At 69.1% G+C, this 22,845-nt stretch carries 28 protein-coding genes; 14 read left to right on the forward strand and 14 right to left on the reverse strand.

All coding sequences use genetic code 11. From position 1 onward, the window contains the following. The first annotated feature begins 50 nt into the window (after positions 1–50). Entirely contained in the window at positions 51–491 is a 441-nt protein-coding gene (locus tag OO69_RS49040) for a hypothetical protein (RefSeq protein WP_051801486.1), read from the forward strand. A gap of 4 nt (positions 492–495) precedes the next feature. Here OO69_RS49040 and OO69_RS37110 read toward each other — a convergent pair whose 3' ends face one another. After that, complete coding sequence (locus OO69_RS37110) at positions 496–777, reverse strand: GntR family transcriptional regulator (RefSeq protein ID WP_033285322.1); 282 nt, start codon at positions 775–777, stop codon at positions 496–498. Positions 778–960: 183 nt separating this feature from the next. Here OO69_RS37110 and OO69_RS37115 point away from each other — a divergent pair, with 183 nt between their 5' ends. Beyond that, positions 961–1,362, forward strand: coding sequence for a hypothetical protein (locus tag OO69_RS37115; protein ID WP_051801489.1), 402 nt, complete (start codon positions 961–963; stop codon positions 1,360–1,362). A 195-nt stretch (positions 1,363–1,557) separates the two neighbouring features. Here the strand turns inward: OO69_RS37115 and OO69_RS37120 are convergent, their stop codons facing one another. Together OO69_RS37120 and OO69_RS37125 are read right to left on the reverse strand one after the other, a co-directional pair. Next, positions 1,558–2,529, reverse strand: coding sequence for a pirin family protein (locus OO69_RS37120; protein WP_078622785.1), 972 nt, complete (start codon positions 2,527–2,529; stop codon positions 1,558–1,560). Positions 2,530–2,638: 109 nt separating this feature from the next. Further along, on the reverse strand, positions 2,639–3,112 hold the full coding sequence (locus OO69_RS37125; protein ID WP_019073480.1) for an SseB family protein: 474 nt from the start codon (positions 3,110–3,112) through the stop codon (positions 2,639–2,641). A gap of 126 nt (positions 3,113–3,238) precedes the next feature. Between OO69_RS37125 and OO69_RS37130 the strand changes: the two genes are divergently transcribed. The 5 genes from OO69_RS37130 to OO69_RS52635 all read left to right on the forward strand — a co-directional run bounded on the left by OO69_RS37130 (position 3,239) and on the right by OO69_RS52635 (position 8,337). Further along, positions 3,239–5,065, forward strand: a complete 1,827-nt coding sequence (locus tag OO69_RS37130) for an acyl-CoA dehydrogenase (RefSeq protein ID WP_033285323.1) — start codon at positions 3,239–3,241, stop codon at positions 5,063–5,065. A 142-nt stretch (positions 5,066–5,207) separates the two neighbouring features. After that, positions 5,208–6,503 carry a M18 family aminopeptidase gene (locus OO69_RS37135; RefSeq protein ID WP_033285324.1) on the forward strand — a complete coding sequence of 432 codons (1,296 nt, stop codon included), beginning with the start codon at positions 5,208–5,210 and terminating at the stop codon, positions 6,501–6,503. 87 nt (positions 6,504–6,590) lie between these two features. Beyond that, positions 6,591–6,830, forward strand: coding sequence for a DUF6458 family protein (locus OO69_RS37140; RefSeq protein ID WP_033285325.1), 240 nt, complete (start codon positions 6,591–6,593; stop codon positions 6,828–6,830). 217 nt (positions 6,831–7,047) lie between these two features. Then, complete coding sequence (locus tag OO69_RS37145; RefSeq protein ID WP_033285326.1) at positions 7,048–8,106, forward strand: glycosyltransferase; 1,059 nt, start codon at positions 7,048–7,050, stop codon at positions 8,104–8,106. Between the two features lie 66 nt (positions 8,107–8,172). Then, complete coding sequence (locus tag OO69_RS52635) at positions 8,173–8,337, forward strand: hypothetical protein (protein WP_199811102.1); 165 nt, start codon at positions 8,173–8,175, stop codon at positions 8,335–8,337. 31 nt (positions 8,338–8,368) lie between these two features. Here the strand turns inward: OO69_RS52635 and OO69_RS37150 are convergent, their stop codons facing one another. The 3 genes from OO69_RS37150 to OO69_RS37160 form a co-directional block, all read right to left on the reverse strand. Then, positions 8,369–10,237 carry a thioredoxin-like domain-containing protein gene (locus tag OO69_RS37150; protein ID WP_033285327.1) on the reverse strand — a complete coding sequence of 623 codons (1,869 nt, stop codon included), beginning with the start codon at positions 10,235–10,237 and terminating at the stop codon, positions 8,369–8,371. 65 nt (positions 10,238–10,302) lie between these two features. Then, positions 10,303–11,094 carry a class I SAM-dependent methyltransferase gene (locus tag OO69_RS37155; RefSeq protein WP_033285328.1) on the reverse strand — a complete coding sequence of 264 codons (792 nt, stop codon included), beginning with the start codon at positions 11,092–11,094 and terminating at the stop codon, positions 10,303–10,305. A gap of 107 nt (positions 11,095–11,201) precedes the next feature. Further along, a complete protein-coding gene (locus OO69_RS37160; protein ID WP_033285329.1) occupies positions 11,202–11,651 on the reverse strand; it encodes an ATP-binding protein in 450 nt (149 codons plus the stop codon). A 229-nt stretch (positions 11,652–11,880) separates the two neighbouring features. On the opposite strand from OO69_RS37160, the gene OO69_RS37165 reads away from it, so the two are divergent. Further along, entirely contained in the window at positions 11,881–12,726 is an 846-nt protein-coding gene (locus OO69_RS37165) for a helix-turn-helix domain-containing protein (protein WP_033285330.1), read from the forward strand. Positions 12,727–12,736: 10 nt separating this feature from the next. Then, positions 12,737–12,928: a DUF397 domain-containing protein gene (locus tag OO69_RS52640; RefSeq protein ID WP_033285331.1), complete on the forward strand. Its 192-nt coding sequence runs from the start codon at positions 12,737–12,739 to the stop codon at positions 12,926–12,928. Here the strand turns inward: OO69_RS52640 and OO69_RS37175 are convergent. After that, positions 12,913–13,314: a cupin domain-containing protein gene (locus OO69_RS37175; RefSeq protein WP_033285332.1), complete on the reverse strand. Its 402-nt coding sequence runs from the start codon at positions 13,312–13,314 to the stop codon at positions 12,913–12,915. The genes OO69_RS52640 and OO69_RS37175 overlap by 16 nt on opposite strands. A gap of 52 nt (positions 13,315–13,366) precedes the next feature. Here OO69_RS37175 and OO69_RS37180 point away from each other — a divergent pair, with 52 nt between their 5' ends. After that, positions 13,367–14,377 (forward strand): GlxA family transcriptional regulator, encoded by a 1,011-nt coding sequence (locus OO69_RS37180; RefSeq protein ID WP_033285333.1) that lies wholly within the window; start codon positions 13,367–13,369, stop codon positions 14,375–14,377. Next, positions 14,374–14,865, forward strand: a complete 492-nt coding sequence (locus OO69_RS37185) for an LURP-one-related/scramblase family protein (RefSeq protein ID WP_033285334.1) — start codon at positions 14,374–14,376, stop codon at positions 14,863–14,865. Before OO69_RS37180 ends, OO69_RS37185 begins: the two co-directional genes overlap by 4 nt. Here the strand turns inward: OO69_RS37185 and OO69_RS37190 are convergent. Both OO69_RS37190 and OO69_RS37195 read right to left on the reverse strand, forming a co-directional pair. Beyond that, positions 14,862–15,056, reverse strand: coding sequence for a hypothetical protein (locus OO69_RS37190; protein ID WP_033285335.1), 195 nt, complete (start codon positions 15,054–15,056; stop codon positions 14,862–14,864). The two genes, OO69_RS37185 and OO69_RS37190, sit on opposite strands and share 4 nt — an antisense overlap. A gap of 335 nt (positions 15,057–15,391) precedes the next feature. Continuing rightward, on the reverse strand, positions 15,392–16,192 hold the full coding sequence (locus tag OO69_RS37195) for a carbon-nitrogen family hydrolase (RefSeq protein ID WP_033285336.1): 801 nt from the start codon (positions 16,190–16,192) through the stop codon (positions 15,392–15,394). A gap of 179 nt (positions 16,193–16,371) precedes the next feature. Between OO69_RS37195 and OO69_RS37200 the strand changes: the two genes are divergently transcribed. Next, entirely contained in the window at positions 16,372–17,196 is an 825-nt protein-coding gene (locus OO69_RS37200; RefSeq protein ID WP_033285337.1) for a maleylpyruvate isomerase family mycothiol-dependent enzyme, read from the forward strand. Between the two features lie 87 nt (positions 17,197–17,283). Further along, positions 17,284–18,081 (forward strand): SAM-dependent methyltransferase, encoded by a 798-nt coding sequence (locus tag OO69_RS37205; protein WP_051801491.1) that lies wholly within the window; start codon positions 17,284–17,286, stop codon positions 18,079–18,081. A gap of 7 nt (positions 18,082–18,088) precedes the next feature. Here the strand turns inward: OO69_RS37205 and OO69_RS37210 are convergent, their stop codons facing one another. Beyond that, a complete protein-coding gene (locus OO69_RS37210) occupies positions 18,089–19,408 on the reverse strand; it encodes an MFS transporter (protein WP_051801493.1) in 1,320 nt (439 codons plus the stop codon). Continuing rightward, on the reverse strand, positions 19,405–20,088 hold the full coding sequence (locus tag OO69_RS37215; protein WP_033285340.1) for a GntR family transcriptional regulator: 684 nt from the start codon (positions 20,086–20,088) through the stop codon (positions 19,405–19,407). Before OO69_RS37215 ends, OO69_RS37210 begins: the two co-directional genes overlap by 4 nt. 280 nt (positions 20,089–20,368) lie before the next feature. Here OO69_RS37215 and OO69_RS37220 point away from each other — a divergent pair, with 280 nt between their 5' ends. Further along, positions 20,369–21,280 carry a D-alanyl-D-alanine carboxypeptidase family protein gene (locus OO69_RS37220; protein ID WP_033285341.1) on the forward strand — a complete coding sequence of 304 codons (912 nt, stop codon included), beginning with the start codon at positions 20,369–20,371 and terminating at the stop codon, positions 21,278–21,280. 93 nt (positions 21,281–21,373) lie between these two features. On the opposite strand, the gene OO69_RS49045 is transcribed toward OO69_RS37220, so the two are convergent. From OO69_RS49045 to OO69_RS49830, 3 genes are read right to left on the reverse strand one after another with little or no spacing between them, the layout of a single operon-like run. Further along, positions 21,374–22,477, reverse strand: a complete 1,104-nt coding sequence (locus tag OO69_RS49045) for a DUF6183 family protein (protein WP_063744484.1) — start codon at positions 22,475–22,477, stop codon at positions 21,374–21,376. Beyond that, positions 22,474–22,665 carry a DUF397 domain-containing protein gene (locus OO69_RS50750; protein ID WP_078652738.1) on the reverse strand — a complete coding sequence of 64 codons (192 nt, stop codon included), beginning with the start codon at positions 22,663–22,665 and terminating at the stop codon, positions 22,474–22,476. The genes OO69_RS49045 and OO69_RS50750 overlap by 4 nt, the downstream gene beginning before the upstream one ends. A gap of 3 nt (positions 22,666–22,668) precedes the next feature. Beyond that, positions 22,669–22,845: a DUF397 domain-containing protein gene (locus OO69_RS49830; protein WP_063744485.1), complete on the reverse strand. Its 177-nt coding sequence runs from the start codon at positions 22,843–22,845 to the stop codon at positions 22,669–22,671.

Consider the following 22,845-nt stretch of genomic DNA (forward strand, 5'->3'; position numbering starts at 1 on the left):
GGGCCAGGGAACACTTCTCGGACTCCGCTGTCGCACGTAGCCGGTCGTAGGTGGCCGCCCAGTCCCGCACGGCGTGCGTGCGCGAAATCCCCTTCGCCGGGCACAACACCTACGTGCCGTCCGGAGTGCGGGGAGCGGAGACCTCGTCGACGACCCTGCCGGAGGGCGTGTTCACCGGGGGCGCATTCGATACGGCCGTATTCGCGATCGGCCTTCGTGTTCCGCGGTGCACCCACAGCGTCGCCCCGAAACGCGAGGGCGCCCGACCGGTCTGGTTCTACGGACTCGACGACACGTCCTGGGCCTGCGCGTTCTTCCGCGAGGACCGCCCCGAGACGACCGTCTATCAATCGGGACCGCGCCGACTGTGGGACGAGGTGGAGTCGGCCTATGCGTGGTGGGAGGGCGTAGGCAGGCCAGGGCATGAGCGGTTCGGGCTCACGGTCGACGCGGAAGGGCAGACCGCTTGGCTGGACCCGGGGTGCCGGTGAGGCCTCAGTCGGGCGGATCCGTGGGGGCCTTGGGCTCCCGGTTGGCGACAAAGGTCCCGCGCCCCGCCACCGTATAGACGTAGCCCTCCATCGCGAGCACAGAGAGCGCACGCCGGACCGTAGGGCGGGAGAGCCCGTACTCGCCGGCCAGCGTGTTCTCGCTGGGAATGGCCCGGTTGATCCTCCAGTCCCCCCGCTCCAAACGTGCTCGCAGGATCGCCGTCAACTGCTCGAACGGCGCGTCGGGAGTGTCGCGCTCCACCTGGTCATCGGGCCCGTACTTCATGTGCTGAAGGTATCCGGCCGACGAAACACAGCCAAGACCTGGCAGATACCTACAGGCAGCTACAAGAACCCATCGGCCTTTACAAGTAATTACAGGTAAGGCTAATCTCGCCCACGAAAGACCCCGGCGACGGTTGCAGCCGTCCCGGGGCATGGCCCATCAGCTATCGAGGAGCTGACGAACGTGAAAGACCTTATCGCGCGGGCTCTCCATGCCCTCTGCGCACTCCTGTTCCCCGCGACCGGTTCGCGGCGCGCCGGCGTATCGCCCATCCCACCCCCGGCCGCGCACAAGCCCGCCGCCCGCAGGCCCCTCCCACCCCACAAGAGCCCCTACGCGATCGACGCAGCCGCCAACCTGCCATTCGTCGACACGATCAATCCCGTACGGCCCTACCTCGACGCCCCGCCCCGCAATCGCCCCACCACACCGGAACAATGGGCCCAAGCAGAACGACTCTGGGCCCTGGACATGGCCACCCGCGGAATCGACGTCGGCCCCTACGTCATCCACGGCGTCCACATCAGCCCCCACGGCCGCACGATCCCCGTCCCCGTGGGCATCGCCATGGACGTAGCCGTATGAGCGCACGAAGCCCCGTCCACACAAGGTGCTGTTGGCGAATCCGGCGCGGCCCGGGCACCCTTCCGAAAAAGCGTGACACTTCTCACGAAAGTGTCACACTTTCTCAGCAGTACAGGGTCACCCAGGCCCGCTGACGGGACTGGCCAACAGCGTCACACAAGGACGGGGCTTCGGTAACTTCCGCTCCGGTGGGGCTTACAGGCCGCCCTCACCCATCCCATGAACCGCCGGAATCGTCCCCAGCCGCCCCTTCTGGAAGTCCTCGAACGCCTGCTGGAGCTCCTCGCGGGTGTTCATGACGAACGGGCCGTAGTGGGCCATCGGCTCGCGGATCGGCTGGCCGCCGAGGATCGCGACCTCGAGGTCGGGGGTGTTGCCGTCCTGCTGCTCGTCCGCGCGGACCGTCAGGGACGAACCCGCGCCGAAGACCGCGGTCTGGCCCATGTGGATCGCGCGCCGCTCCGCACCGACCGAGCCCTTGCCGGCCAGGACGTACGCGACACCGTTGAAGTCCTCGCGCCAGGGCAGCGTGACCTCCGCGCCCGGCGCCACCGTCGCGTGGATCATCGTGATCGGCGTGTGCGTGATACCGGGACCCTGGTGACCGTCCAGCTCACCGGCGATGACCCGCAGGAGCGCGCCGCCGTCGGGGGTGGTGAGCAGCTGGACCTGGCCGCCGCGGATGTCCTGGTAGCGCGGGGGCATCATCTTGTCCTTGGCCGGGAGGTTCACCCACAGCTGCAGGCCGTGGAAGAGCCCGCCGGACACGACCAGCGACTCCGGCGGCGCCTCGATGTGCAGCAGGCCCGCGCCCGCCGTCATCCACTGGGTGTCGCCGTTGGTGATGGTGCCGCCGCCGCCGTTCGAGTCCTGGTGGTCGAAGACGCCGTCGATGATGTACGTCACCGTCTCGAAGCCGCGGTGCGGGTGCCAGGGGGTGCCCTTCGGCTCGCCCGGCGCGTACTCCACCTCGCCCATCTGGTCCATCATGATGAACGGGTCGAGGTGGCGGTAGTTGATCCCGGCGAACGCGCGGCGCACCGGGAAGCCCTCACCCTCGAAACCGCTGGGCGCGGTCGAGACGGCGAGCACGGGACGTGCCACGGCGTCGGCCGGCGCGGCCACGCGGGGCAGGGTCAGCGGGTTCTCTACGGTCACTGCAGGCATGTCGGGACCTCCTTGTGCGTCGAGTTTAGTTGAGCGTTGAACTTTCTGCTACCCCACAACAGAAGAAGCCCGGAGGGCATTCCCTCCGGGCTCCACAGGGGTCGGACGACTAGCCGTACATCCTGCGCATCGCGAACTCCACCATCTGCTCGACCGCCTTCGCGTCGAACACCATCCGGTGCTCGCCCTCCATGTCGACGACGAAGCCGTACCCCGTCGGCAGCAGGTCGATGACCTCGGCGCCGGTGATCACGAAGTACTTGGACTCCTTGCCGGCGTAGCGGCGCAGTTCCTTGAGCGAGGTGAACATCGGGATCACCGGCTGCTGGGTGTTGTGGAGCGCGAGGAAGCCCGGGTTGTCGCCGCGCGGGCAGTACACCTTGGAGGTCGCGAAGACCTGCTGGAAGTCCTCGGCCGCCATCTGCCCGGTGGTGAACGCGCGCACCGCGTCCGCGAGCGAGGGCGGCGACGGCTCGGGGTAGAGCGGCGGCTGCTGGCCGTAGCCGCCCACGCCACCGGCCATCTGCTGCTGGGGCGGGACGTACCCCTGCTGAGCGCCCACGTTCTGGTCGTAGCCGTACATGCCCGCAAGAGTAACGAGTCACAGATGGACGGCTTGGGGTTGCGTCTTATTACCGACGGGTAGCATCATCGTAGCTACTGCTCAGTACAAGTCTCGTCGTACATATCTTTCTACGGAGTCGTCGCCATGGGGCACTACAAGTCGAATCTCCGCGACATCGAGTTCAACCTCTTCGAGGTCCTCGGGCGCGACAAGCTGTACGGAACCGGTCCGTTCGCGGAGATGGACACGGACACCGCGAAGAGCGTCCTGGAGGAGCTGACCCGGCTCGCGGAGAACGAGCTGGCGGAGTCCTTCGCCGACGCCGACCGCAACCCGCCGGTCTTCGACCCGGAGACGAACACCGCGCCGGTGCCCGCCTCCTTCAAGAAGAGCTACAAATCCTTCATGGAGTCCGAGTACTGGCGGCTGGGACTGCCCGAGGCCATCGGCGGTACGACGGCTCCCCCGTCCCTGATCTGGTCGTACGCGGAGCTGATCCTCGGCGCCAACCCGGCCGTGTGGATGTACTCCTCCGGGCCGGCCTTCGCCGGGATCCTCTACGACGAGGGCAACGACGTACAGAAGAAGATCGCGCAGCTCGCCGTGGAGCGGACCTGGGGGTCCACCATGGTGCTGACCGAGCCCGACGCGGGTTCCGATGTCGGCGCGGGGCGGACCAAGGCGATCCAGCAGGACGACGGCTCCTGGCACATCGAGGGCGTCAAGCGCTTCATCACCTCCGGTGAGCACGACATGGAGGAGAACATCCTTCACTACGTGCTCGCCCGTCCCGAGGGCCACGGCCCGGGCACCAAGGGGCTCTCCCTCTTCCTCGTGCCGAAGTTCCTCTTCGACGTCGAGACCGGCGAGCTGGGCGAGCGCAACGGCGTGTACGCGACGAACGTCGAGCACAAGATGGGCCTCAAGGCGTCCAACACCTGCGAGATGACCTTCGGCGACCGCCACCCGGCCAAGGGCTGGCTGATCGGTGACAAGCACGACGGCATCCGGCAGATGTTCCGGATCATCGAGTTCGCTCGCATGATGGTCGGCACGAAGGCCATCTCGACGCTGTCGACCGGCTACCTCAACGCCCTCGAGTACGCCAAGGAGCGCGTCCAGGGCTCCGACCTCGCGGCCTTCGGCGACAAGACCGCGCCCAAGGTCACCATCACGCACCACCCGGACGTGCGCCGCTCGCTGATGACGCAGAAGGCGTACGCCGAGGGCATGCGCGCCCTCGTGCTGTACACCGCGTCGATCCAGGACGCGATCGCCGTCAAGGAGGCCGAGGGCGAGGACACGTCCACCGAGCACGCGCTCAACGACCTCCTCCTGCCGATCGTCAAGGGCTACGGCTCCGAGAAGGGCTACGAGCAGCTCGCCCAGTCGCTGCAGACCTTCGGCGGCTCCGGGTTCCTCCAGGAGTACCCGATCGAGCAGTACATCCGGGACGCCAAGATCGACACCCTGTACGAGGGCACCACCGCGATCCAGGGCCAGGACTTCTTCTTCCGGAAGATCGTCCGCAACCAGGGCGCTGCCCTCAACTCCCTCGCCGAGGACATCAAGAAGTTCCTCGCGCTGGGCACGGGCGGCGAGGACCTGGCCGGGGCGCGTGAGCACCTCGCCAAGGCGGCCGTCGAGCTGGAGGCCATCGTCGGCCTGATGCTGACCGACCTCGCGGCGACCGAGCAGGACGTCAAGAACATCTACAAGGTGGGCCTCAACACCACCCGCCTGCTGCTCGCCTCCGGTGACGTGGTCGTCGGCTACCTGCTCCTCAAGGGCGCGGCGATCGCCGCGGAGAAGCTGGAGACGGCGTCGGCCAAGGACAAGCCGTTCTACACGGGCAAGATCGCGGCTGCGAAGTTCTTCGCGGCCAACGTCCTGCCCGGCCTGACCCTCGCCCGGAAGGTGGCCGAGGGCGTAGAACTGGACCTGATGGAGCTGGACGAGGCAGCCTTCTAGACAGCCTCGCACCAGCCCCGCGTCAGCACCGCACCACGTTCCGGGACAGACCGGAACAGCTTCGCGAAACCCCACATCGCCCTTGCGAGGGCCCGCTCCCGGCGCCGGGAGCGGGCCCTCGTACGTCGTTAAGGTGAACCCCATGAGCGAACCCTCCCGCTTCGACCGCGGCCACACCGACGACCTGTTGTCCTTCCTGGCGGCGAGTCCCACGCCGTACCACGCCGTGGCGAACACCGCCGAGCGGCTGGAGAAGGCCGGATTCAGGCAGGTCGCCGAGACGGACGCCTGGGACGGCACGAGCGGCGGCAAGTACGTGCTGCGCGGTGGCGCGATCGTGGCCTGGTTCGTCCCCGAAGGTGCGGCCCCCCACACCCCCTTCCGCATCGTCGGCGCGCACACCGACTCCCCGAACCTGCGGGTCAAGCCGCGTCCCGACACCGGCGGCCACGGCTGGCGCCAGGTCGCCGTCGAGATCTACGGCGGCCCGCTGCTCAACTCCTGGCTGGACCGGGATCTCGGTCTGGCCGGCCGGCTGACCCTGCGGGACGGTTCGACGCGGCTGGTGAACGTGGACCGGCCGCTGCTCAGGGTGCCCCAACTCGCCATCCACCTGGACCGTTCCGTGTCGGCGGACGGGCTCAAGCTGGACAAGCAGCGGCACCTCCAGCCGATCTGGGGCCTCGGCGACGACGTCCGCGACGGCGACCTGATCGCCTTCCTGGAGGAGGAGTCGGGGCTCGAGCCGGGCGAGGTCACCGGCTGGGACCTGATGACGCACTCCGTGGAGGCACCCGCCTACCTGGGCCGTGACCAGGAGCTGGTCGCCGCTCCGCGCATGGACAACCTGCTGTCCGTGCACGCCGGGCTGGCGGCCCTCGCGTCCGCCGCGGCCCGCGAGAACCTGCCGTACATCCCCGTGCTCGCCGGTTTCGACCACGAGGAGAACGGCTCGCAGTCCGACACGGGCGCGGACGGGCCGCTGCTCGGCGGGGTCCTGGAGCGCTCGGTGTTCGCGCGCGGCGGGTCGTACGAGGACCGGGCGCGCGCCTTCGCCGGGACCGTCTGCCTGTCCTCCGACACGGGTCACGCGGTGCACCCGAACTACGCGGAGCGCCACGACCCGACGCACCACCCGCGGGTCAACGGCGGACCGATCCTCAAGGTCAACGTCAACAACCGCTACGCCACGGACGGTTCGGGCCGCGCGGTGTTCGCCGCCGCCTGCGAGAAGGCCGGGGTCCCCTTCCAGACCTTCGTCTCCAACAACTCCATGCCCTGCGGCACGACGATCGGCCCGATCACCGCGGCCCGCCACGGCATCAAGACCGTCGACATCGGCGTGGCGATCCTCTCCATGCACAGCGCCCGCGAACTCTGCGGCGACCGCGACCCGTTCCTGCTGGCCAACGCGCTGGTGGCGTTCCTGGAGGGCTAGCCAACTCCCGCCCGGCGCATGGGCGTTGCCTTCCCGGGTACCCGGAGGCGGACCGGGCCGACCGGACCGGACAGGGAGGCAACACTCATGGGCCTGGGCGGATGCATCATCCTCATCGCCGTCGGCGCGATCCTCACGTTCGCGACCGACTGGCACATGCAGGGGGTCAACCTCGACCTGGTCGGCGTCATCCTCATGGTCGTCGGGCTGATCGGGGTCGTGACGTTCAGCAGCATGGCCCGGCGCCGTCGCGTGGTGATACCGGGTCAGACGACCGTCGTCGAGGACGACGAGACGCGCGGCTACCGCGGCGGCTACGGCGCCTGAGCCACACCCGACCGGATCCTTCGGCGGTGGATACACGGGCGTAGTCCACACTCGGGCCGAATCGCCCGCACAGGACATCCACAGACAACCGTGAGCAATCCGTGACGCGGTGCGCATTGTGCGGTTGTGTGAACCTCGTGAAGACTTCGTGCAGTTGAGGGCCCGGGGAGAGGCAGCCCCGGGCCCGCTCACGATCTTCACGAGGGGGGCCGCTGCCGTGCTCGAACCACGGCTGGTGGTCCTCATACCGGCCCACAACGAAGCGGACCGCATCGGCGCCGCGATCGAGGGCCTGTGGCGGCAGACCCGCAAGCCCGACCTGATCGTCGTCGTGACGGACAACTGCACGGACGACAGCGCCGCCGTGGCCGCGTCTCACGGGGCGGAGGTCTTCGCCACGCACGGCAACGCGCACAAAAAGGCCGGCGCCCTCAACCAGGCCATCGACTGGGTCCTGCCGCACCTCGACGAACGCGACCTCCTCCTCGTCCAGGACGCGGACACCGTCCTCAACCCCTGGTTCAGCGAGACGGCGACGGCCACCTTCAACCGCAAGGTCGGCGCCGTAGGAGGAGTTTTCTACGGCGAACAGGGCGGCGGGCTCCTCGGCCTCCTCCAGCGCATGGAATTCCAGCGCTACGCCTGGGAGTTGAACCGCACCGGCGGCAAGGCGCAGGTTCTCACCGGCACCGGCACGATGTTCCGCGCCCGCGTCCTGCGCGAGGTGCGCCAGGCCCGCCTCGACGGTCTCATCGGCGGCGGCGACGGCTACTACAGCCTCGCCTCCCTCACCGAGGACGACGAGATGACCAAGGCGGTCAAGACCCTCGGCTACCGCGCCATGTCCCCGGCGGGCTGCGCGGTCACCACCGAGGTCATGACCAGCCTCCCCAAACTCTGGCACCAACGCCTCCGCTGGCAGCGCGGCGCCCTGGAGAACCTCCGCGACTACGGCTGGACCAAGGTCACCGCCCGCTACTTCCTCCAGCAGTTCCTGATGGGCTTCGGCGCCCTGTCGTTCCTCGTCTACCTGACCTTCATGGCCACCTACACGACGGTCTACGGCTTCCCGGGCATGTCCCCGTTCTGGACCGCCATCGGCCTGATCTTCGTCGTCGAGAAAACCGTCTCCGTCCGCCGCGCCGGACCCGTCGCGGTGCTGGTCGCCGCGCTGATGATCCCCGAGATGCTCTACGACCTCTTCCAGCACGCCGTCTACTTCACCTCGCTGTGGGGGCTGGCCCGCCGGAGCGAGGAGAAGTGGGTGGCGACCTAGCCCCAACCCCCAGCCCACCCCTCACACCGCAGGACGCTTGACCGGAACCCTTTAGGAGAAACGTTTATGTACGGAAGAGTCGTCGGCGCCGGTACCACCGGCGCCGGAGGTGCCACGCTGGCCGCGACGGGCCTGTGGATGAACAGCATGGCGATGATGGTGGCGGCGACGACGCTGGTGGCGGCGGGGATGGCGCTGTACAAGCTGGCGCCGAGGGCGCGGCGGCGCTGAGCCTGTCCGTCCCCGTTACGGATCTCCCGTTTCAGGCGTCCTGGTCATCCATGCCGGCCAGCACGAGGGGGAGCCGGTCCGCCCCGCCCTCGGTGAGGCGGACCGGGACGCCCCAGTCCTGCTGGTGGACATGGCAGGCGGGGTATTCGTTGGACGGGTCGTCATCGCAGGAGGCGGCCATCGCGGAGACGTGCAACACGCCTTCCGCCACGGCCGAGTTGAGGGCCAGGGTGCGGTTCAGGTCCGTGCCCGCGCCCTCACCGCCGACGAGCAGCTCGGGCGGGGTCGCGGAGACGAGGAGCCGGGTCGAGGGGCCGTAGCGCGTGTCGAGCTTCTGCCCGGCCGGGGCCTGGAAGATGACGTCCAACTTCAGCTCGCCGGGGGCGACTTCGGTGGCCGCGCGCCGGGTGCGATGGGCGACGGACTCGACGCGTACGGCCTCTTCCGGGAGGCGCAGGCGGGTCAGCCGGTGCCGGGCGGACTCGACGACCAGGATGTCGTCGCCGACGAGGACGGCGTCGCTCGGCTCCCTCAAGTCCGTGGCCAGCGTGGTGACTTGACCGGTCGCGGGGTCGTAACGGCGCAGGGCGTGGTTGTACGTGTCGCTGATCGCGACCGAGCCGTCCGGGAGCGCGGTGACGCCCAACGGGTGCTGGAGCAGCGCCTGTTCGGCGGATCCGTCACGGTGCCCGAAGTCGAAGAGTCCGGTACCTACGGCGGTGTGGACGGCGCCGTCAAGATCCACCCAGCGCAGGGCGGACGTCTCGGAGTCGGCCAGCCACAGCCGGTCGGCGGTCGCGGCGAGCCCGGAGGGCTGGGCGAACCAGGCCTCGGGTCCGGGTCCGTCGACGAGGCCTTCGTTGGTGGTACCGGCGGTGACGGCGACGGTGGGGTCGGCGGGGTGAGTGGGGTCGGTGGAGTCTGCGGCGGGGTCGTAGGCCCAGAGTTGATGCACGCCCGCCATGGCGATCCACACCTTGCCCTGCCACCAGGCCACGTCCCAGGGGGACGAGAGGCTGACCTCGCGGGCGGGGCCGGAGGTGGGCTCGCCCTGCATCCACTGGCGGCCCGTGCCCGCGAGGGTGGTGACGGTGCCGGTGGTGAGGTCGAGTCGTCGTAGCGCGTGGTTCACGGTGTCGGCGACGACGACGGAACCGTCGTCGAGGAGGGCGAGGCCCTGAGGTTCGTTGAAGGTGGCGGAGTCGGCCGAACCGTCGTGAAGACCGCGCGCCCCGGACCCGATCCGCCGTACGACCGTCTCGCCGTCAGCCGCCAACTCGACCAGCTGGTGCCGGGTGGTGTCGCTGACGAGGAAGGTGCCGGAGGGCAGGGCGAGCACCTTCCCCGGGAAGCGCAGCACGGTCGGCTCCGGCTCGGGTGCGACGTACGGCCCGTCGCCGCGCCGGAGGGTCCCCTTCGCGGCGTGCTCGGTCTCCAGCTCCTCCACCAACCGCTCGATGGCGTGCGCGTGGCCCTCGCCCGCGTGCTGTGCGACGACGTAACCCTCAGGGTCGATGACGACGAGCGTCGGCCAGGCGCGGACGGCGTACTGCTTCCAGGTCGCCAACTCCGGGTCGTCCAGCACCGGATGCTCGACGCCGTACCGCTCGACCGCGTCCACGACCGCCTGGTGCTCGGCCTCGTGCACGAACTTCGGCGAGTGCACGCCGATGATCACGACCGTGTCCCGGTGCTTCTCCTCCAACTCCCGCAGCTCGTCGAGGACATGCAGGCAGTTGATGCAGCAGAAGGTCCAGAAATCCAGGATGACGATGCGTCCCCGCAGGTCGGCGAGGCTGTACTGCTTCTCACCCGTGTTCAGCCAGCCACCCTTGCCGGTGAGCTGGGGGGCGCGGACGCGGGCGCGTCGGGAGGTGCGGGGCGAGGATGCGTCGGTCATGGATCAAGGGTGCCACCGTCGGCTCGCCCTACGACACGGCCGTCGCGGCCGGCTCCGCGGCCGGGTCAGCCCGGCTTGACCGCCAGCGTCGCGAAATAGTGCGACATGTATTGAGCGGACGCGTCGGACTGGTGCGGCGCTTCCGCGAAGCCGGTGAGGAAGAACCCCGCGGCGAGTTGGCCGCCGATCTGGTCGGTGAGGGTGTGGCTGTATTCAAGAGGGGCATCCGCGCCGAACTTCGTGGCGCGTTCCTCGGCGGAGTACTGCGTGACATCGCTGTAGGGCAGCTTGTGCACGACGATCAGCTCGCCGCGCTCGTCGAGCGCCTCGGGGTCGAACAAGTACGCATCAGGGTTGAGGAAGCCCGCGAGCAGAGTTCCGCCCGGTCGCAGGACGCGGAAGCACTCGCGCCACACCGGTGCCAGGTCCGGTACGAAGACGTTGGAGACCGGATGGAATACGACGTCGAATGTGGCGTCGCCGAAGGCGCCGAGGTCGCGCATGTCGCCCAGGACGGTGTGCAGTTCGAGTCCGTCGCGCGCCGCCACCATCCGGTCCTGGCCGAGCTGGCGGGGTGAGTTGTCGAATACGGTGACCCGCGCCCCCGCGGCGGCGAGGATCGGACCCTGCTGGCCACCGCCGGAGGCCAGGCACAACACGTCCTTGCCGGTCAGGTCCGCCGGCAGCCAGGAGCGGTCGACCGGCTCATGCCCGATGAGAACGACCGACCAGTCGCCCATGCAGGCGCGCTCGACGTCCTCAGCACTCACCGGCCTCGACCACTCGTTGCCCTCTTGGACGTACTTGTCCCAGGATGCCCGATTGTGGGCAACGGGGTCGACACCACTGTCCTGCACGTTCAACTCCCTGCTACTGCCGAGCAGACACCTGCGGTACTGAGAGTCCGGTGCCGCCAGCCAACACGATCGCGGAGTGCGGGCTCAACGGAATTAGCGGGCAGAACTCAATCGTCACCGGTCGGGAGGTCACGGCCGGCCAGCTCTGCGGGCAGGTCGAACCACACCCCCTTGCCCTCCGGGTGCGATTGCCCGCCGTACGGGATGTCCGGGCCGTGCCCCCAACGGCCCTCGGTGACGGCGTCCACCAGGTACAGCCCCCGGCCACCGCCTCGCTCATCTGGTTCAGCCGTCAACTCCCTTATCACCGGCGGGTTTTCGTCCCCGTCGTACACCACGACCCGCAACCGCTCCTCCTCCACCGCCAGCCACAGCACCGTGCCGTCACCGCCCTTCGCATGGACACAGGCGTTGGTGACGAGTTCCGAGGTGCAGAGGATCGCGTCGTCGACCAGGGCGCGGTCCAGCTCCAGCGTGCGCAGGACGGTGGCGACGAAGTCGCGGGCGATGTGGGGGGAGGTGTCGAGGGGTGGGCAGATGAGGGTGTATGAGGGCATGGGGCATCAACTCCGGTGAGGTGATGGGGGTTTGCGTGATCCCGGGCTCGTTGCTGTCCGGCGCCCCGGTGTCGACGGTCGGGGTGGCGCGTCCAACGGGCGTTGGGCGTGCGGGAGTTGCGGATGGGTGACCGTATTGGCACCCTCCGTGAGGTACGTTACGACCATAGCGACTCAGCCTGATACGCACCAACCGTTCAAGGAAAGTGCACCGAACGAGGAGACCTCCATGCCGCCGAGGGCGAACCCCACCGCACGCCAAGGGCGACTCGGCGCCGAACTACGCAAGCTGCGCGAGGCGACGGGCATCGAGTCGCGGGACGCCGCCGCCTTCCTCGGCGTGAACCAGACCCAGATCAGCCACATCGAATCTGGGCGGTTCGGAATCGGCGAGCAACGGCTGCGCGGACTGGCCAGGTTCTACAAATGCGACGACAGCCAACTCATCGACGCATTGGTCGAGATGGCGACGCCGCGGTCCAAGGGCTGGTGGGAGGAGTACCGCGGCGTGCTGCCGCCCAAGGCACTCGACCTCGCCGAGTTGGAACACCACGCCTTGTACGTCCGCGTGTTCCACATGGTGCACATCCCGGGAGTTCTCCAGACCGAGGAACATGTACGCGCAGTCTCGATGTTCGCCGCGCCGAGTCTCACGGAGGAAGAGTGCGAGACCCGCGTCGCGTTCCGGATGCGCCGTCAGCAGGTCATCGCTTTGGGGACGCCGTACGACGTGATCGTCCACGAAGCCGCACTACGGATGCGGGTGGGCGGCTCCAAGGTAGCTCGCGCCCAACTCGACCATCTTCTTGAGGCATCCGACCGGAAGTCGGTCACTCTTCGCGTCATCCCCTTCGCTGCCGAGGGGTTCGCGGGGGCGGAATTTTCCATGCAGTACGTTGGCGGCGTCATTCCACAACTCGACACCGTGCAGATTGACGCGCCCCATGGCGCCGAGTTCATCGATGCCCCAGCGCGCCTTAGCCGCTACCGAACCTGGGGCGAGAGCATCGACAAGGCAGCTCTCCCGCAGGAGGCTTCCCTCGACCTCATCCGCCGTATCGCCCAGGAATTCTGAAGGAACACCCGTGTCCGAAGCCCTCCACTGGCAGAAGTCGTCGTACTCCGGAGGAAACGTCGAAACCAGCTGCCTGGAGATAGCCACTACCTCCACCGCCCTCCACCTCCGCGAGAGCGACGAACCCGCCACCCTCCTCTCACCCACCCCCACCGCCCTGAACGCCCTGCTCACCGCCCTGAAGGGTCAGTTCAAGGTGTGACCCGTCGTCGCGTCCACGTGAGCCGGGATCTCCTCATGCTGGTCGCCGACCGTGAGCGTGCCGGTCGGTTCGAGGACGAGGATCTCCGACGGGACCGGGGCGAACGGCTTGTGTTCCGTGCCGCGCGGGACCGTGAAGACGGAGCCCTTGGGGAGGACGACCGTGCGTTCGTCTGAGCCCGCCGACTCCCTTAGGGCGATGTGCAGTTCGCCCTCCAGGACCAGGAAGAACTCGTCGGTGTGGTCGTGGGTGTGCCAGAGGTGTTCGCCCTCGACCTTGGCGACGCGGACGTCGTAGTCGTTGACGGTGGTGACGATGCGGGGGCTCCACCGGTCCGTGAAGGAGCCGAGGGCGGCGGGGAGGGAGATGGGTTCCGTGGAGGTCATGGGGTCAGCCTGCGGGGTGTCGGGGCGGCCTCACGAGTGCTAGGAATCGCACATGCCGCAAGGATCCTCTCAGCGTTTCCCTTCGAAGCCTCATCGCGTCGCCGTCATCGTCGACGAGGGCACCAACCCCTTCGAAGTCGGCGTCGCCACCGAGCTGTTCGGGCTGCCGCGGCCCGAACTCGGGCTGCCCGGGCCGCTGTACGAGGTGCTGGTGTGCACGCCCGCGCGTGAGGTGCGGATGAACCACGGGTTCTTCACCCTCTCCGGGGCGCACGGTCTGGACGCGGTGGATACGGCGGACACGTTGGTCGTGCCGGGGCGGCCCGACAACGTCGTACCGCGCGGGGCCGCCGTTCTCGACGCCATCCGGCGCGCCCACGCGCGCGGGGCCCGTGTCATGAGCCTCTGCACCGGGAGCTTCGCGCTCGCCGAGGCGGGGTTGCTGGACGGGCGCCGGGCGACCACGCACTGGATGTGGGCCGACCGTTTCCGCGCCCTGCACCCGCGCGTGCGGCTCGAACCGGACGTCCTCTTCGTGGACGACGGGGACATCCTCACCGCCTCCGGGAGCGCCGCCGCGCTCGACCTCGGACTGCATGTCGTACGGCGGGACCATGGCGCCGAGATCGCCAACGCGGTGTCCAGGAGGCTGGTCTTCGCGGCTCACCGGGACGGCGGGCAACGGCAGTTCGTGGAGCGGCCGTTGCCCGAGGTGCCCGACGAGTCGCTCTCGCCGTTGCTCGCGTGGGCGCAGGAACGGCTGGGGGAGCCGTTGACGGTGGCGGGACTGGCCGCCCGTGCCGCCGTCTCCCCCGCGACCCTGCACCGGCGCTTCCGGGCGCAGCTGGGGACGACGCCGCTCGCGTGGCTGACCGGGGAGCGGGTGGCGCTGGCCTGCCGGTTGATCGAGCGCGGGGAGGAACGGCTGGACGTGGTCGCGGCGCGGTGCGGTCTGGGCACCGGGGCGAACCTGCGCGTACGGCTGCGGAGGGAGACCGGATTGAGCCCGTCGGCCTATCGGCGGCGTTTCGGACCCGCTGCCGGGGAAGCCGTAATGTCATGAGATTCCTCGTACGCGATCGGATCCTCGGCTTCGGTGAGGATTACTGGATCGAGGACCAGAACGGCAACAAGGTGTTCCTGGTCGACGGCAAGGCCATGCGCATCCGGGACACCTTCGAGCTGAAGGACACGCACGGGCGCGTGCTCATCGACATCCACAAGAAGATGCTCGCCCTGCGCGACACGATGGTCATCGAACGGGACGGTGAGCCCCTGGCGACCATCAAGCACAAGCGGTTCTCCCTGCTGCGCAACCACTACAAGGTGTCCCTGGTCGACGGCACCGAACTCGACGTCAGCGGCAAGATCCTCGACCGCGAGTTCGGCGTCGACTACGACGGCGAGCTGCTGGCGCAGATCTCCCGCCGCTGGCTGCACATCCGGGAGACCTACGGCGTCGACATCGTCCGCGACGACGCGGACGCGGCGCTGCTGATCGCGGTGGCGGTCTGCGTGATCCACCTGGCGGAGAAGGAACGGGAGGACTAACTCAGTTCCTGGTCGGCGGCCGTACGGGCACGAGCGCGTGCCCGGCGGCGCTCCTTCAGGCGGTCCCCGAAGTAGCCGCCCACGACGAACAGCGCGCCGAAAACCGCGCTGGCCGTCCAGCTGGGAGGGTCGTCCTGAATCCTGCCCACGAGCCAGACGAACACCGTCGCCGGGCCCCACGCGAGGAGCATGTCGGCGAGTACTGCGCGCGGCCGGGCGGTCGACCAGGAGTCGCGAGGCGCGGTGTCGTAGCCGACACGGGAGTAGTGGGCCTGACGGCGGCGTTCGAGGCGCAGGAACGCCCAGAACAGCAGCCACGCGCACGTGCCGACGAGGATCGCCCGGAACGGCGCGAAGGCCAGGCCGACGGGTATCGCGACGAGCAGCGCGGCCGCCGTGGCGCAGCCCGTCGGCTACCGGGCGGCGAACGCCTGAGGTGCGGGTGGAGGGTTCGCTCCGCCCAGGCCGCGGTCGATGGCCAGGAAGGCGCGCTCAAGTGCGGCCAGGGTCCGGTCCGTTCTGGCGCTCACCGCGTGCGACGCGGACGTTCCAACCCCAGTACCCGGTCCTTCAGCGCCGGGAACTGTTCCCGCGTCACCGCGACCTTTCCGGGGTCGAACTCCACCGTGAGGATCTCCTCCCCCGCTCCCGCCTCCGCGAGGACCTCGCCCCAGGGGTCGACCACGATCGAGTGACCGGCCTGGGGAACTCCGGCGTGCGTACCGGCCGTTCCACAGGCGAGGACGAAGGACTGGTTCTCGACCGCCCGGGCCTGGGCGAGGAGGGTCCAGTGGGAGCGGCGGCGTTCGGGCCAGCCCGCGGGGAGGACCAGGGTCTCGGCGCCGGCGTCGACGAGGCCGCGGAAGAGTTCGGGGAAGCGGAGGTCGTAGCAGGTGGCAAGACCGAGAATCGTGTCGGGGAGACGGACCGTCATCAGTTCGCTGCCCGCGGCCATCAGTACGGCCTCGCCCTTGTCGAAGCCGAAGCGGTGGATCTTGCGGTAGGCGGCGGCCAGTTCACCGGAGGGGGAGAAGACGAGGGATGTGTTGTAGAGGGGGCCATCAGGGTCACGTTCGGGGATCGAGCCCGCGTGCAGCCACACGCCCGCGTCGCTCGCCGCCTTGGCCATCGCCTCGTAGGTCGGGCCTTCCAACGGCTCCGCCTCCTCGGCGAACCGCTCGTAGGCGAACGCACCGGTCGTCCACAGCTCCGGCAGGACGACGAGGTCGGCACCGGCTTGGTCGCGGACGAGGGACGCCATCCGAACCCGGCGGGATTCGACTGATTCGCCCTCTTCTACGGCGATCTGGATGAGGGAGGCGCGCACACTACCACCGTCCTGGCATTCGAGCCGTTCACACGGGCCTACGATCGTCACACGAAAGCACTGCCGGGGTGCCTCACAGCAGCGTAACTTAGCGTTCCAAGACACCCGCCGACAGCCACCTCCCGCTGGCAACGCCGCCCGCCACCCGACCTGTACCGACCGCCGAGGGGTCCCGTTCCGTGAGTCTGCATCCCACTCTCCAGCCCTACGCCGACGCCTGGACCCACTCCATCGACGCGATATCCGAGCTGGTCACCCCGCTCGCGGAGGGAGAGTGGAACCGGCGAACGCCGTGCCCGGGCTGGTCGGTGCGTGACGTGGTCTCCCATGTCATCGGGCTGGACAACGAGATGCTCGGCGACCCGCGCCCCATCCACACCCTCCCGCGCGACCTCTACCACGTCACCAACGAACACCAGCGGTACATGGAGATGCAGGTCGACGTACGACGCCACCACACGGCGCCGGAGATGACGTCGGAGCTGGAGTACACGATCATCCGCCGCAACCGCCAGCTGCGGAACGAGTCGCGCGACCCCGGCACGAAGGTGCGCGGCCACGTCAGCACCGAGGTCACGCTCGAAGAGTCGATGCGGAACCACGCGTTCAACGTGTGGGTGCACGAGCAGGACCTGCGCGCCGCCCTCGGCCGCCCCGGGAACCTGGACTCACCCGGCGCGCACATCGCCCGTGACGTGCTCCTCGCCGCGCTCCCGAAGGTCGTCGCCGACGACTCGGGCGCCCCGCGCAGTTCGGCGGTCGTCTTCGACGTGCACGGCCCGATCGAGTTCCTCCGTACGATCCGCGTCGACATCCAGGGCCGCGGCACCCTGGAGACGGCCCCCGCGCTCGGCCCCGCCGCGACCCTCATCCTCGACTGGGAGACGTACGTCCGGCTGGCCTGCGGGCGGGTCACCGTCGACTCGGTGTCGGACAAGGTCAAGGCGGACGGCGATCCGGAGCTGTCGGCTTCGATACTGCGGAACTTCGCCGTCACCAAGTAGCGGTCTCCAAGCAGCGGTCTCCAAGTAGCGGCGGCGGGGCGGAAATTCGTTGTCCCCGGGCGGCCGTCTGTCGCTAGCCTCCGCCGCATGTCTGACGTGACGTCCGAAACCGCGCACACCGAGAACGCCGAACCCGACGACGGGCCTCCCCGGCTCACCCGGCTCGCTTTCCACAGCCCCCTCTCCGAGGCGCGCGCCGACGGGATCGTGCGGCGGCTGGCCGGTGCCGGGCCGCGCACGGTGCTCGACATCGGCTGCGGCTGGGGCGAGTTGATGCTGCGGGTCCTGGCCGCCGTACCGGAAGCGCGGGGTGTCGGGATCGACGTGAACGCGCGGGATCTGGCGCGTGGGCGGCGCGATGCCGAGGCGCGGGGGCTCGCGGAGCGGGTCGAGTTCGTCGAGGAGTCGGCCGTGGGGACGGAGCGCGGTCCGGCCGATCTGGTGCTGTGTCTGGGGGCGAGCCAGGCCCTCAGTGACGCGGAGCCTCCCCGGCACACGGCTGAAGCCCTGCGGGAGTTGCGGCGGCTCGTCGTCGGCGGAGGGCGTGTGGTGCTCGGTGAGGGGTTCTGGCAACGTCCGCCCACGACGGCCGAGTTGGCCGGGATGTGGCCGGACGCGCGGGCCGACGAGCACTACGACCTCGGGGCGCTCGTCGATCTCGCGGTGGCGGCCGGGTTCCGGCCCGAGTGGACCGAGACGGCGAACGCGGACGAGTGGGAGGAGTTCGAGTCGGCGTACCAGGCGGACGCCGAGGTGTGGCTCGCCGGGCACGGCGACCATCCGCTGGCCGCCGCGACCCGCGAACGGCTCGACCGGCACCGGGCCCAATGGATGAGCTACCGGGGCGTGTTGGGCCTCGCGTACCTCACCCTCGTAGCCGCCTGAAAAGGGTCTACGCCGGCACGTGCACCGTCTCCACCCGGCTCGCCACCAGGTGTTCGCTCTCGCGGCGGGCCGCCCGGCGGCGCAGCCGGAGGATCTGGCTGACGCCGACCGCCTGGAGGACGAAGATCACCGAGAAGGCGATCGAGTAGTTGTCGCCGGTCGCGTCGAGGAGCACGCCGACCAGGAACAGGGTCGTCATCGAGGCCACGAAACCACCCATGTTGGTGATTCCGGAGGCGGTGCCCTGACGCTCCGGCGGGTTGGCCGGGCGGGCGAAGTCGAAGCCGAGCATCGAGGCGGGCCCGCAGGAACCGAGCACCGTGCACAGCACGATCAGCAGCCACATCGGCGCGTGGTCGCCGGGGTAGAGGAGCGTGACCGCCCACACGAGGGCCGTGGCGCCGACCGTGCCGAGCGCCAGCGGCAGCCGCGCGGTGTGGTGCCGGGCGACGATCTGGCCGTAGACCAGGCCGACCAGCATGTTGGACAGGACGACCAGGGTGAGGAGTTCGCCGGCGGTGGCGCGGGACAGGCCCTGCGCCTGGACCAGGAACGGCAGGCCCCAGAGGAGCAGGAACACCATCGCCGGGAACTGGGTGGTGAAGTGCACCCAGAGGCCGAGGCGGGTGCCCGGTTCGCGCCAGGAGGCGGCGATCTGGCGGCGGACGTAGGCCGCGCCGCGGTGCGGGAAGGGGGCCGGTTCGTGGCCCTCCGGGTGGTCCTTCAGGAAGAGCAGCAGCAGGACGAGGACTACGACCCCTGCGAGCGCGCTGCCCGCGAAAGCGGCCGTCCAGCCGATGCCGTGCAGCAGGCGCGCGATCACCAGGGTGGAGACGAGATTTCCGGCCATTCCCGCGAGGCCCGCTAGCTGGGCGACCATCGGGCCGCGGCGGGCCGGGAACCAGCGGGTGCCGAGCCGCAGCACGCTGATGAACGTCATCGCGTCACCGCAGCCGAGCAGCGCGCGGGAGGCGAGGGCGGTGCCGTAGGAGGGCGAGAAGGCGAAGCCGAGCTGGCCTGCGGTGAAGAGAACCACCCCGATGGTCAGCACCTTCTTGGTGCCGAGGCTGTCGACGAGGAGGCCGACGGGTATCTGCATGCCCGCGTAGACCAGCAGTTGGAGGATCGAGAAGGTGGAGAGCGCGGAGGCGTTGACGTGGAAGCGCTCGGCCGCGTCGAGGCCGGCGACCCCGAGGGACGTACGGAAGATGACGGCGACGAAGTAGACGGAGACGCCGATGCCCCACACGGCGAGCGCGCGGCGGCCGCCGGGCGGGTCACCGGGCAGGGACATCGCCGCACTGGAACTGCTACTGCTGCTGCTCATCGGACCTCGCCCCGGGCCAGGTGGGAGAACCAGTCGACGTGCTGGTGGACGATCCCGGCGGCCGCCTCGGCGTCGCCGGTGCGCAGCGCGTCGAGGATCGCCGCGTGCTCGGTGAGGGTCTTGGCGATGCGGTCGGGGTGCGAGTGCATGATCGCGACGCCCATCCGCAGCTGCCGGTCGCGGAGTTGGTCGTAGAGGCGGGAGAGGATCTCGTTGCCGCCGCTGCGGACGATCTCGGCGTGGAAGCAGCGGTCGGTGACGGCGGCGCCGGCGAGGTCGCCCGCGGCGGCCTGTTCCCGCTGCCGGTCGAGGAGTTCCTCGAGGCGGGCGATGAGCGTCGGGGACGCCGGTACGACCTTGCGGACCGCGTGCTGCTCGACCAGCATCCGGGTCTCGACCACGTCCGCGATCTCCTGCGAGGAGACGGGCAGGACCAGGGCGCCCTTCTTGGGGTAGAGCTTGATCAGCCCCTCGACCTCCAGGCGCAGCAGTGCCTCGCGCACGGGTGTCCGTGACACTCCGACCGCCTCGGCCAACTCGCCCTCGGTGAGCAGGGTTCCGCCTTCGTAACGCCGGTCCAGGACGCCTTGTTTGACGTGGGCGTAGACGCGGTCGGCGGCGGGGGGTTGCTTGACGGCGGGGGGTGAGGTGAGTGACGGAGCGGGGGACGGGGACGGCATGAGGACAGCATAGATACAACACGTACGCATGAGGACGGGCGTCCAGGATGCGGACGGAACCGAACGGGGTCGGGGGTGCGTCTACGGGGATGCGTGTACGGCGTGGGTTTCCGTAGTTTCCGCGGCCGGTTCTCGGGGGCGTTTCACACATTCGGGGAACCCGGCGCAGCAACCGCACAACCTTCTGTGCTACTTACGTGTCACACACGTACGGCCCTTTCTTTCCCCCCTCCAACTGGGCCGTTCCTCAGGGGCATTCAACGTATTCGGGGTACCTCAGTTGATTACTGCCATTACCGGCATCAAGGGCAGCCGCTTCCGCAGAGCCGCCGCGGTCACCGTGACCGCAGGCGCCGTGCTCGCGACCGGCGCCCTGACCGCGGCACCCGCGCAGGCTGTCACGACGCCGTCGATCGTGGCCAAGGGCGGGTTCGTGATGAACAACGCCACCGGCAAGACTCTTTACACGAAGGCCGCCGACACCAAGCGTTCCACGGGCTCCACCACGAAGATCATGACCGCGAAGGTCGTGCTCTCCCAGGCGAACCTCAACCTCGACGCCAAGGTCACCATCCAGAAGGCGTACAGCGACTACATCGTCGCCAACACCGCCTCCTCCGCCCACCTGATCGTCGGCGACAAGGTCACCGTCCGCCAGCTCCTCTACGGCCTGATGCTGCCGTCGGGCTGCGACGCGGCGTACGCGCTGGCCGACAAGTTCGGCTCCGGCTCGACCCGGGCCGCGCGCGTGAAGTCGTTCATCGGCAAGATGAACTCGACGGCGAAGACGCTCGGCCTGACGAACACGAAGTTCGACTCGTTCGACGGCATCGGCAACGGCAGCAACTACTCGACGCCGCGCGACCTGACGAAGCTCGCCAGCAACGTGATGAAGAACGCCACGTTCAAGACGGTCGTCAAGACCAAGTCGTACAAGGCGAAGACGATCACGAAGACCGGCAGCACCCGCACGATGGCTGCCTGGACCAACACGAACACCCTGCTCAGCAGCTACAGCGGCACGATCGGCGTGAAGACCGGCTCCGGCCCCGAGGCCAAGTACTGCCTCGTCTTCGCCGCCACCCGCAACGGCAAGACGGTCATCGGCACGGTTCTCGCGTCGACGTCGGTCGCCCAGCGCTCGGCGGACGCGACGAAGCTCCTCAACTACGGCTTCGCGAAGATCGGCTGACGATCGGTCAGCTTGCTCATAGGTACTGAGGGGCCTGCCGCATGCCAGCGGCGGGTCCCTTTGCCGTACGGCTTCCTCGACGTACGGCGCTCTCTAGTCGGTGTCCGTCGCCGCCAGCACGGCGATACGGCGGCGGTCGGGGGAGAGGGCGGCTATCCCGTAGTCGGAGTCGATGTCGCCGTGGAACCACTCCGTGTCGGCCTCGAAGTGGAACCAGGTGCACTGCCGGGCACGGTGCTCCACCTCCTCCGCACTCGCGCCGGCCGGCGCACCGCTCAGCCCGGCGATCGAACGCCATGCCCACAGCCGGCCGTACCCGCCGTGCACGCCCGAGTCGAACATGCCGCCCATCGACGCCGTGGCGAAGAGGAGCCGCCAGATCTCGTCCGGCGGGCGGACGGCGACCCCGAAGCGGTCCTCGGGGCCGAGCCCGTCGACGCACGGCATGGGCAGGGTCGGCAGCAGAGCCGGTACCCGCTCGGGTGCGACGGCCTCGTCCAGCAGGAAGACCCAGGCGCCGTGGTTACCCCATTCGCCCGCCTGCACGGCGGCGACGATGCTCTCCTGTACGTCCGTCGTGGCCATGTCGCGCAGGGCGGACCGCTCGGACGTACGGGGAGTCGGCGGGTCCACGCGGCCTTCGGCGGGCAGCTGACTCGGCACGCCGTGGGCGGAACCGTTGATCGAACGGCTCGGGAAGTCGGCGACAGCCTCGATTCCACGGCGGTGCACCGGGAGCCAGGCCAGGGCGTGCCAGCCGGGTCGGACGATCGTCCAGGCGCGCAGCGCCGGGAACGCGTCGGCGTCCACACCGCGGAGCACCAGCTCGTGGAAGAGGCAGTCGCGCAGTTCGTCCAGGTGATCCGGCGCGCGACGTTCGAAGACGGTGGCCGCGAGGTCGGCGACCGGGTGGTGCTCCGCGAGGAGCGAGGCGACGAAGGGCAGCACGGGGCGGCGCCCTGTGGACGGGCGCTTCTCGTCGAGGAGTTGGAGCAGGTTGCCCAGGCTGTCCCGGCCGGGGGTGAGGGCCAGCACCCGTACCACGTGGGCGAGTTGACGCTCGTACTCCCGTACCTGGCGGACGGCTTCCGTGCGTCGGTCGGCCAGCCGCTCCCCCAGCTCGCGCATGGACCCCGCGTCACCTTGCGCGGCACGCTGTGCGGCCTGGCTCCATGTGAGGCCGTCGAGATCGCTCACCGTCGGTTGTCACCTGCGTGTGTTGCGAAGGCCGTCCAGGTTGAGGGGGTGACCTGGAGTATGGGGCCGTTGGGGTGCTTGGAGTCTCTGATGGCGATGGTGGTGGGGGTGTTGCGGGCGACTTCCACGCACTGCTGTCCGACGTCTCCGCCGCTGTGGCTGGACTTGGCGAACTGAAAGCGGGGCACGGTTCAGAGGTCCCTGGTGAATGTTGCCCATGCGGTTCGGGTGAGCCGGAGTATCGCCCCGTCCACGTCCTTCGAATCACGGACGGCCACCGCGCCGGGGACGTTGCGGGCGACTTCCACGCATTCCTGGCCGGCATTTCCGCCGCTGTAGCTGGACTTGACGAACTCGAATGCGGGCAC

Source organism: Streptomyces sp. NRRL F-525 (assembly GCF_000716605.1).
Lineage (GTDB): Bacteria > Actinomycetota > Actinomycetes > Streptomycetales > Streptomycetaceae > Streptomyces.

Excerpts from the sequence above, each read along its gene's own strand:
- OO69_RS37110 (WP_033285322.1), bottom strand. The coding sequence starts at position 777 with ATGAAGTACGGGCCCGATGACCAGGTGGAGCGCGACACTCCCGACGCG.
- OO69_RS37120 (WP_078622785.1), bottom strand. The coding sequence starts at position 2,529 with ATGCCTGCAGTGACCGTAGAGAACCCGCTGACCCTGCCCCGCGTGGCC.
- OO69_RS37125 (WP_019073480.1), bottom strand. The coding sequence starts at position 3,112 with ATGTACGGCTACGACCAGAACGTGGGCGCTCAGCAGGGGTACGTCCCG.
- OO69_RS37130 (WP_033285323.1), top strand. The coding sequence starts at position 3,239 with ATGGGGCACTACAAGTCGAATCTCCGCGACATCGAGTTCAACCTCTTC.
- OO69_RS37135 (WP_033285324.1), top strand. The coding sequence starts at position 5,208 with ATGAGCGAACCCTCCCGCTTCGACCGCGGCCACACCGACGACCTGTTG.
- OO69_RS37140 (WP_033285325.1), top strand. The coding sequence starts at position 6,591 with ATGGGCCTGGGCGGATGCATCATCCTCATCGCCGTCGGCGCGATCCTC.
- OO69_RS52635 (WP_199811102.1), top strand. The coding sequence starts at position 8,173 with ATGTACGGAAGAGTCGTCGGCGCCGGTACCACCGGCGCCGGAGGTGCC.
- OO69_RS37150 (WP_033285327.1), bottom strand. The coding sequence starts at position 10,237 with ATGACCGACGCATCCTCGCCCCGCACCTCCCGACGCGCCCGCGTCCGC.
- OO69_RS37160 (WP_033285329.1), bottom strand. The coding sequence starts at position 11,651 with ATGCCCTCATACACCCTCATCTGCCCACCCCTCGACACCTCCCCCCAC.
- OO69_RS37165 (WP_033285330.1), top strand. The coding sequence starts at position 11,881 with ATGCCGCCGAGGGCGAACCCCACCGCACGCCAAGGGCGACTCGGCGCC.
- OO69_RS37175 (WP_033285332.1), bottom strand. The coding sequence starts at position 13,314 with ATGACCTCCACGGAACCCATCTCCCTCCCCGCCGCCCTCGGCTCCTTC.
- OO69_RS37180 (WP_033285333.1), top strand. The coding sequence starts at position 13,367 with ATGCCGCAAGGATCCTCTCAGCGTTTCCCTTCGAAGCCTCATCGCGTC.
- OO69_RS37185 (WP_033285334.1), top strand. The coding sequence starts at position 14,374 with ATGAGATTCCTCGTACGCGATCGGATCCTCGGCTTCGGTGAGGATTAC.
- OO69_RS37190 (WP_033285335.1), bottom strand. The coding sequence starts at position 15,056 with ATGCTCCTCGCGTGGGGCCCGGCGACGGTGTTCGTCTGGCTCGTGGGC.
- OO69_RS37205 (WP_051801491.1), top strand. The coding sequence starts at position 17,284 with ATGTCTGACGTGACGTCCGAAACCGCGCACACCGAGAACGCCGAACCC.
- OO69_RS37210 (WP_051801493.1), bottom strand. The coding sequence starts at position 19,408 with ATGAGCAGCAGCAGTAGCAGTTCCAGTGCGGCGATGTCCCTGCCCGGT.
- OO69_RS37215 (WP_033285340.1), bottom strand. The coding sequence starts at position 20,088 with ATGCCGTCCCCGTCCCCCGCTCCGTCACTCACCTCACCCCCCGCCGTC.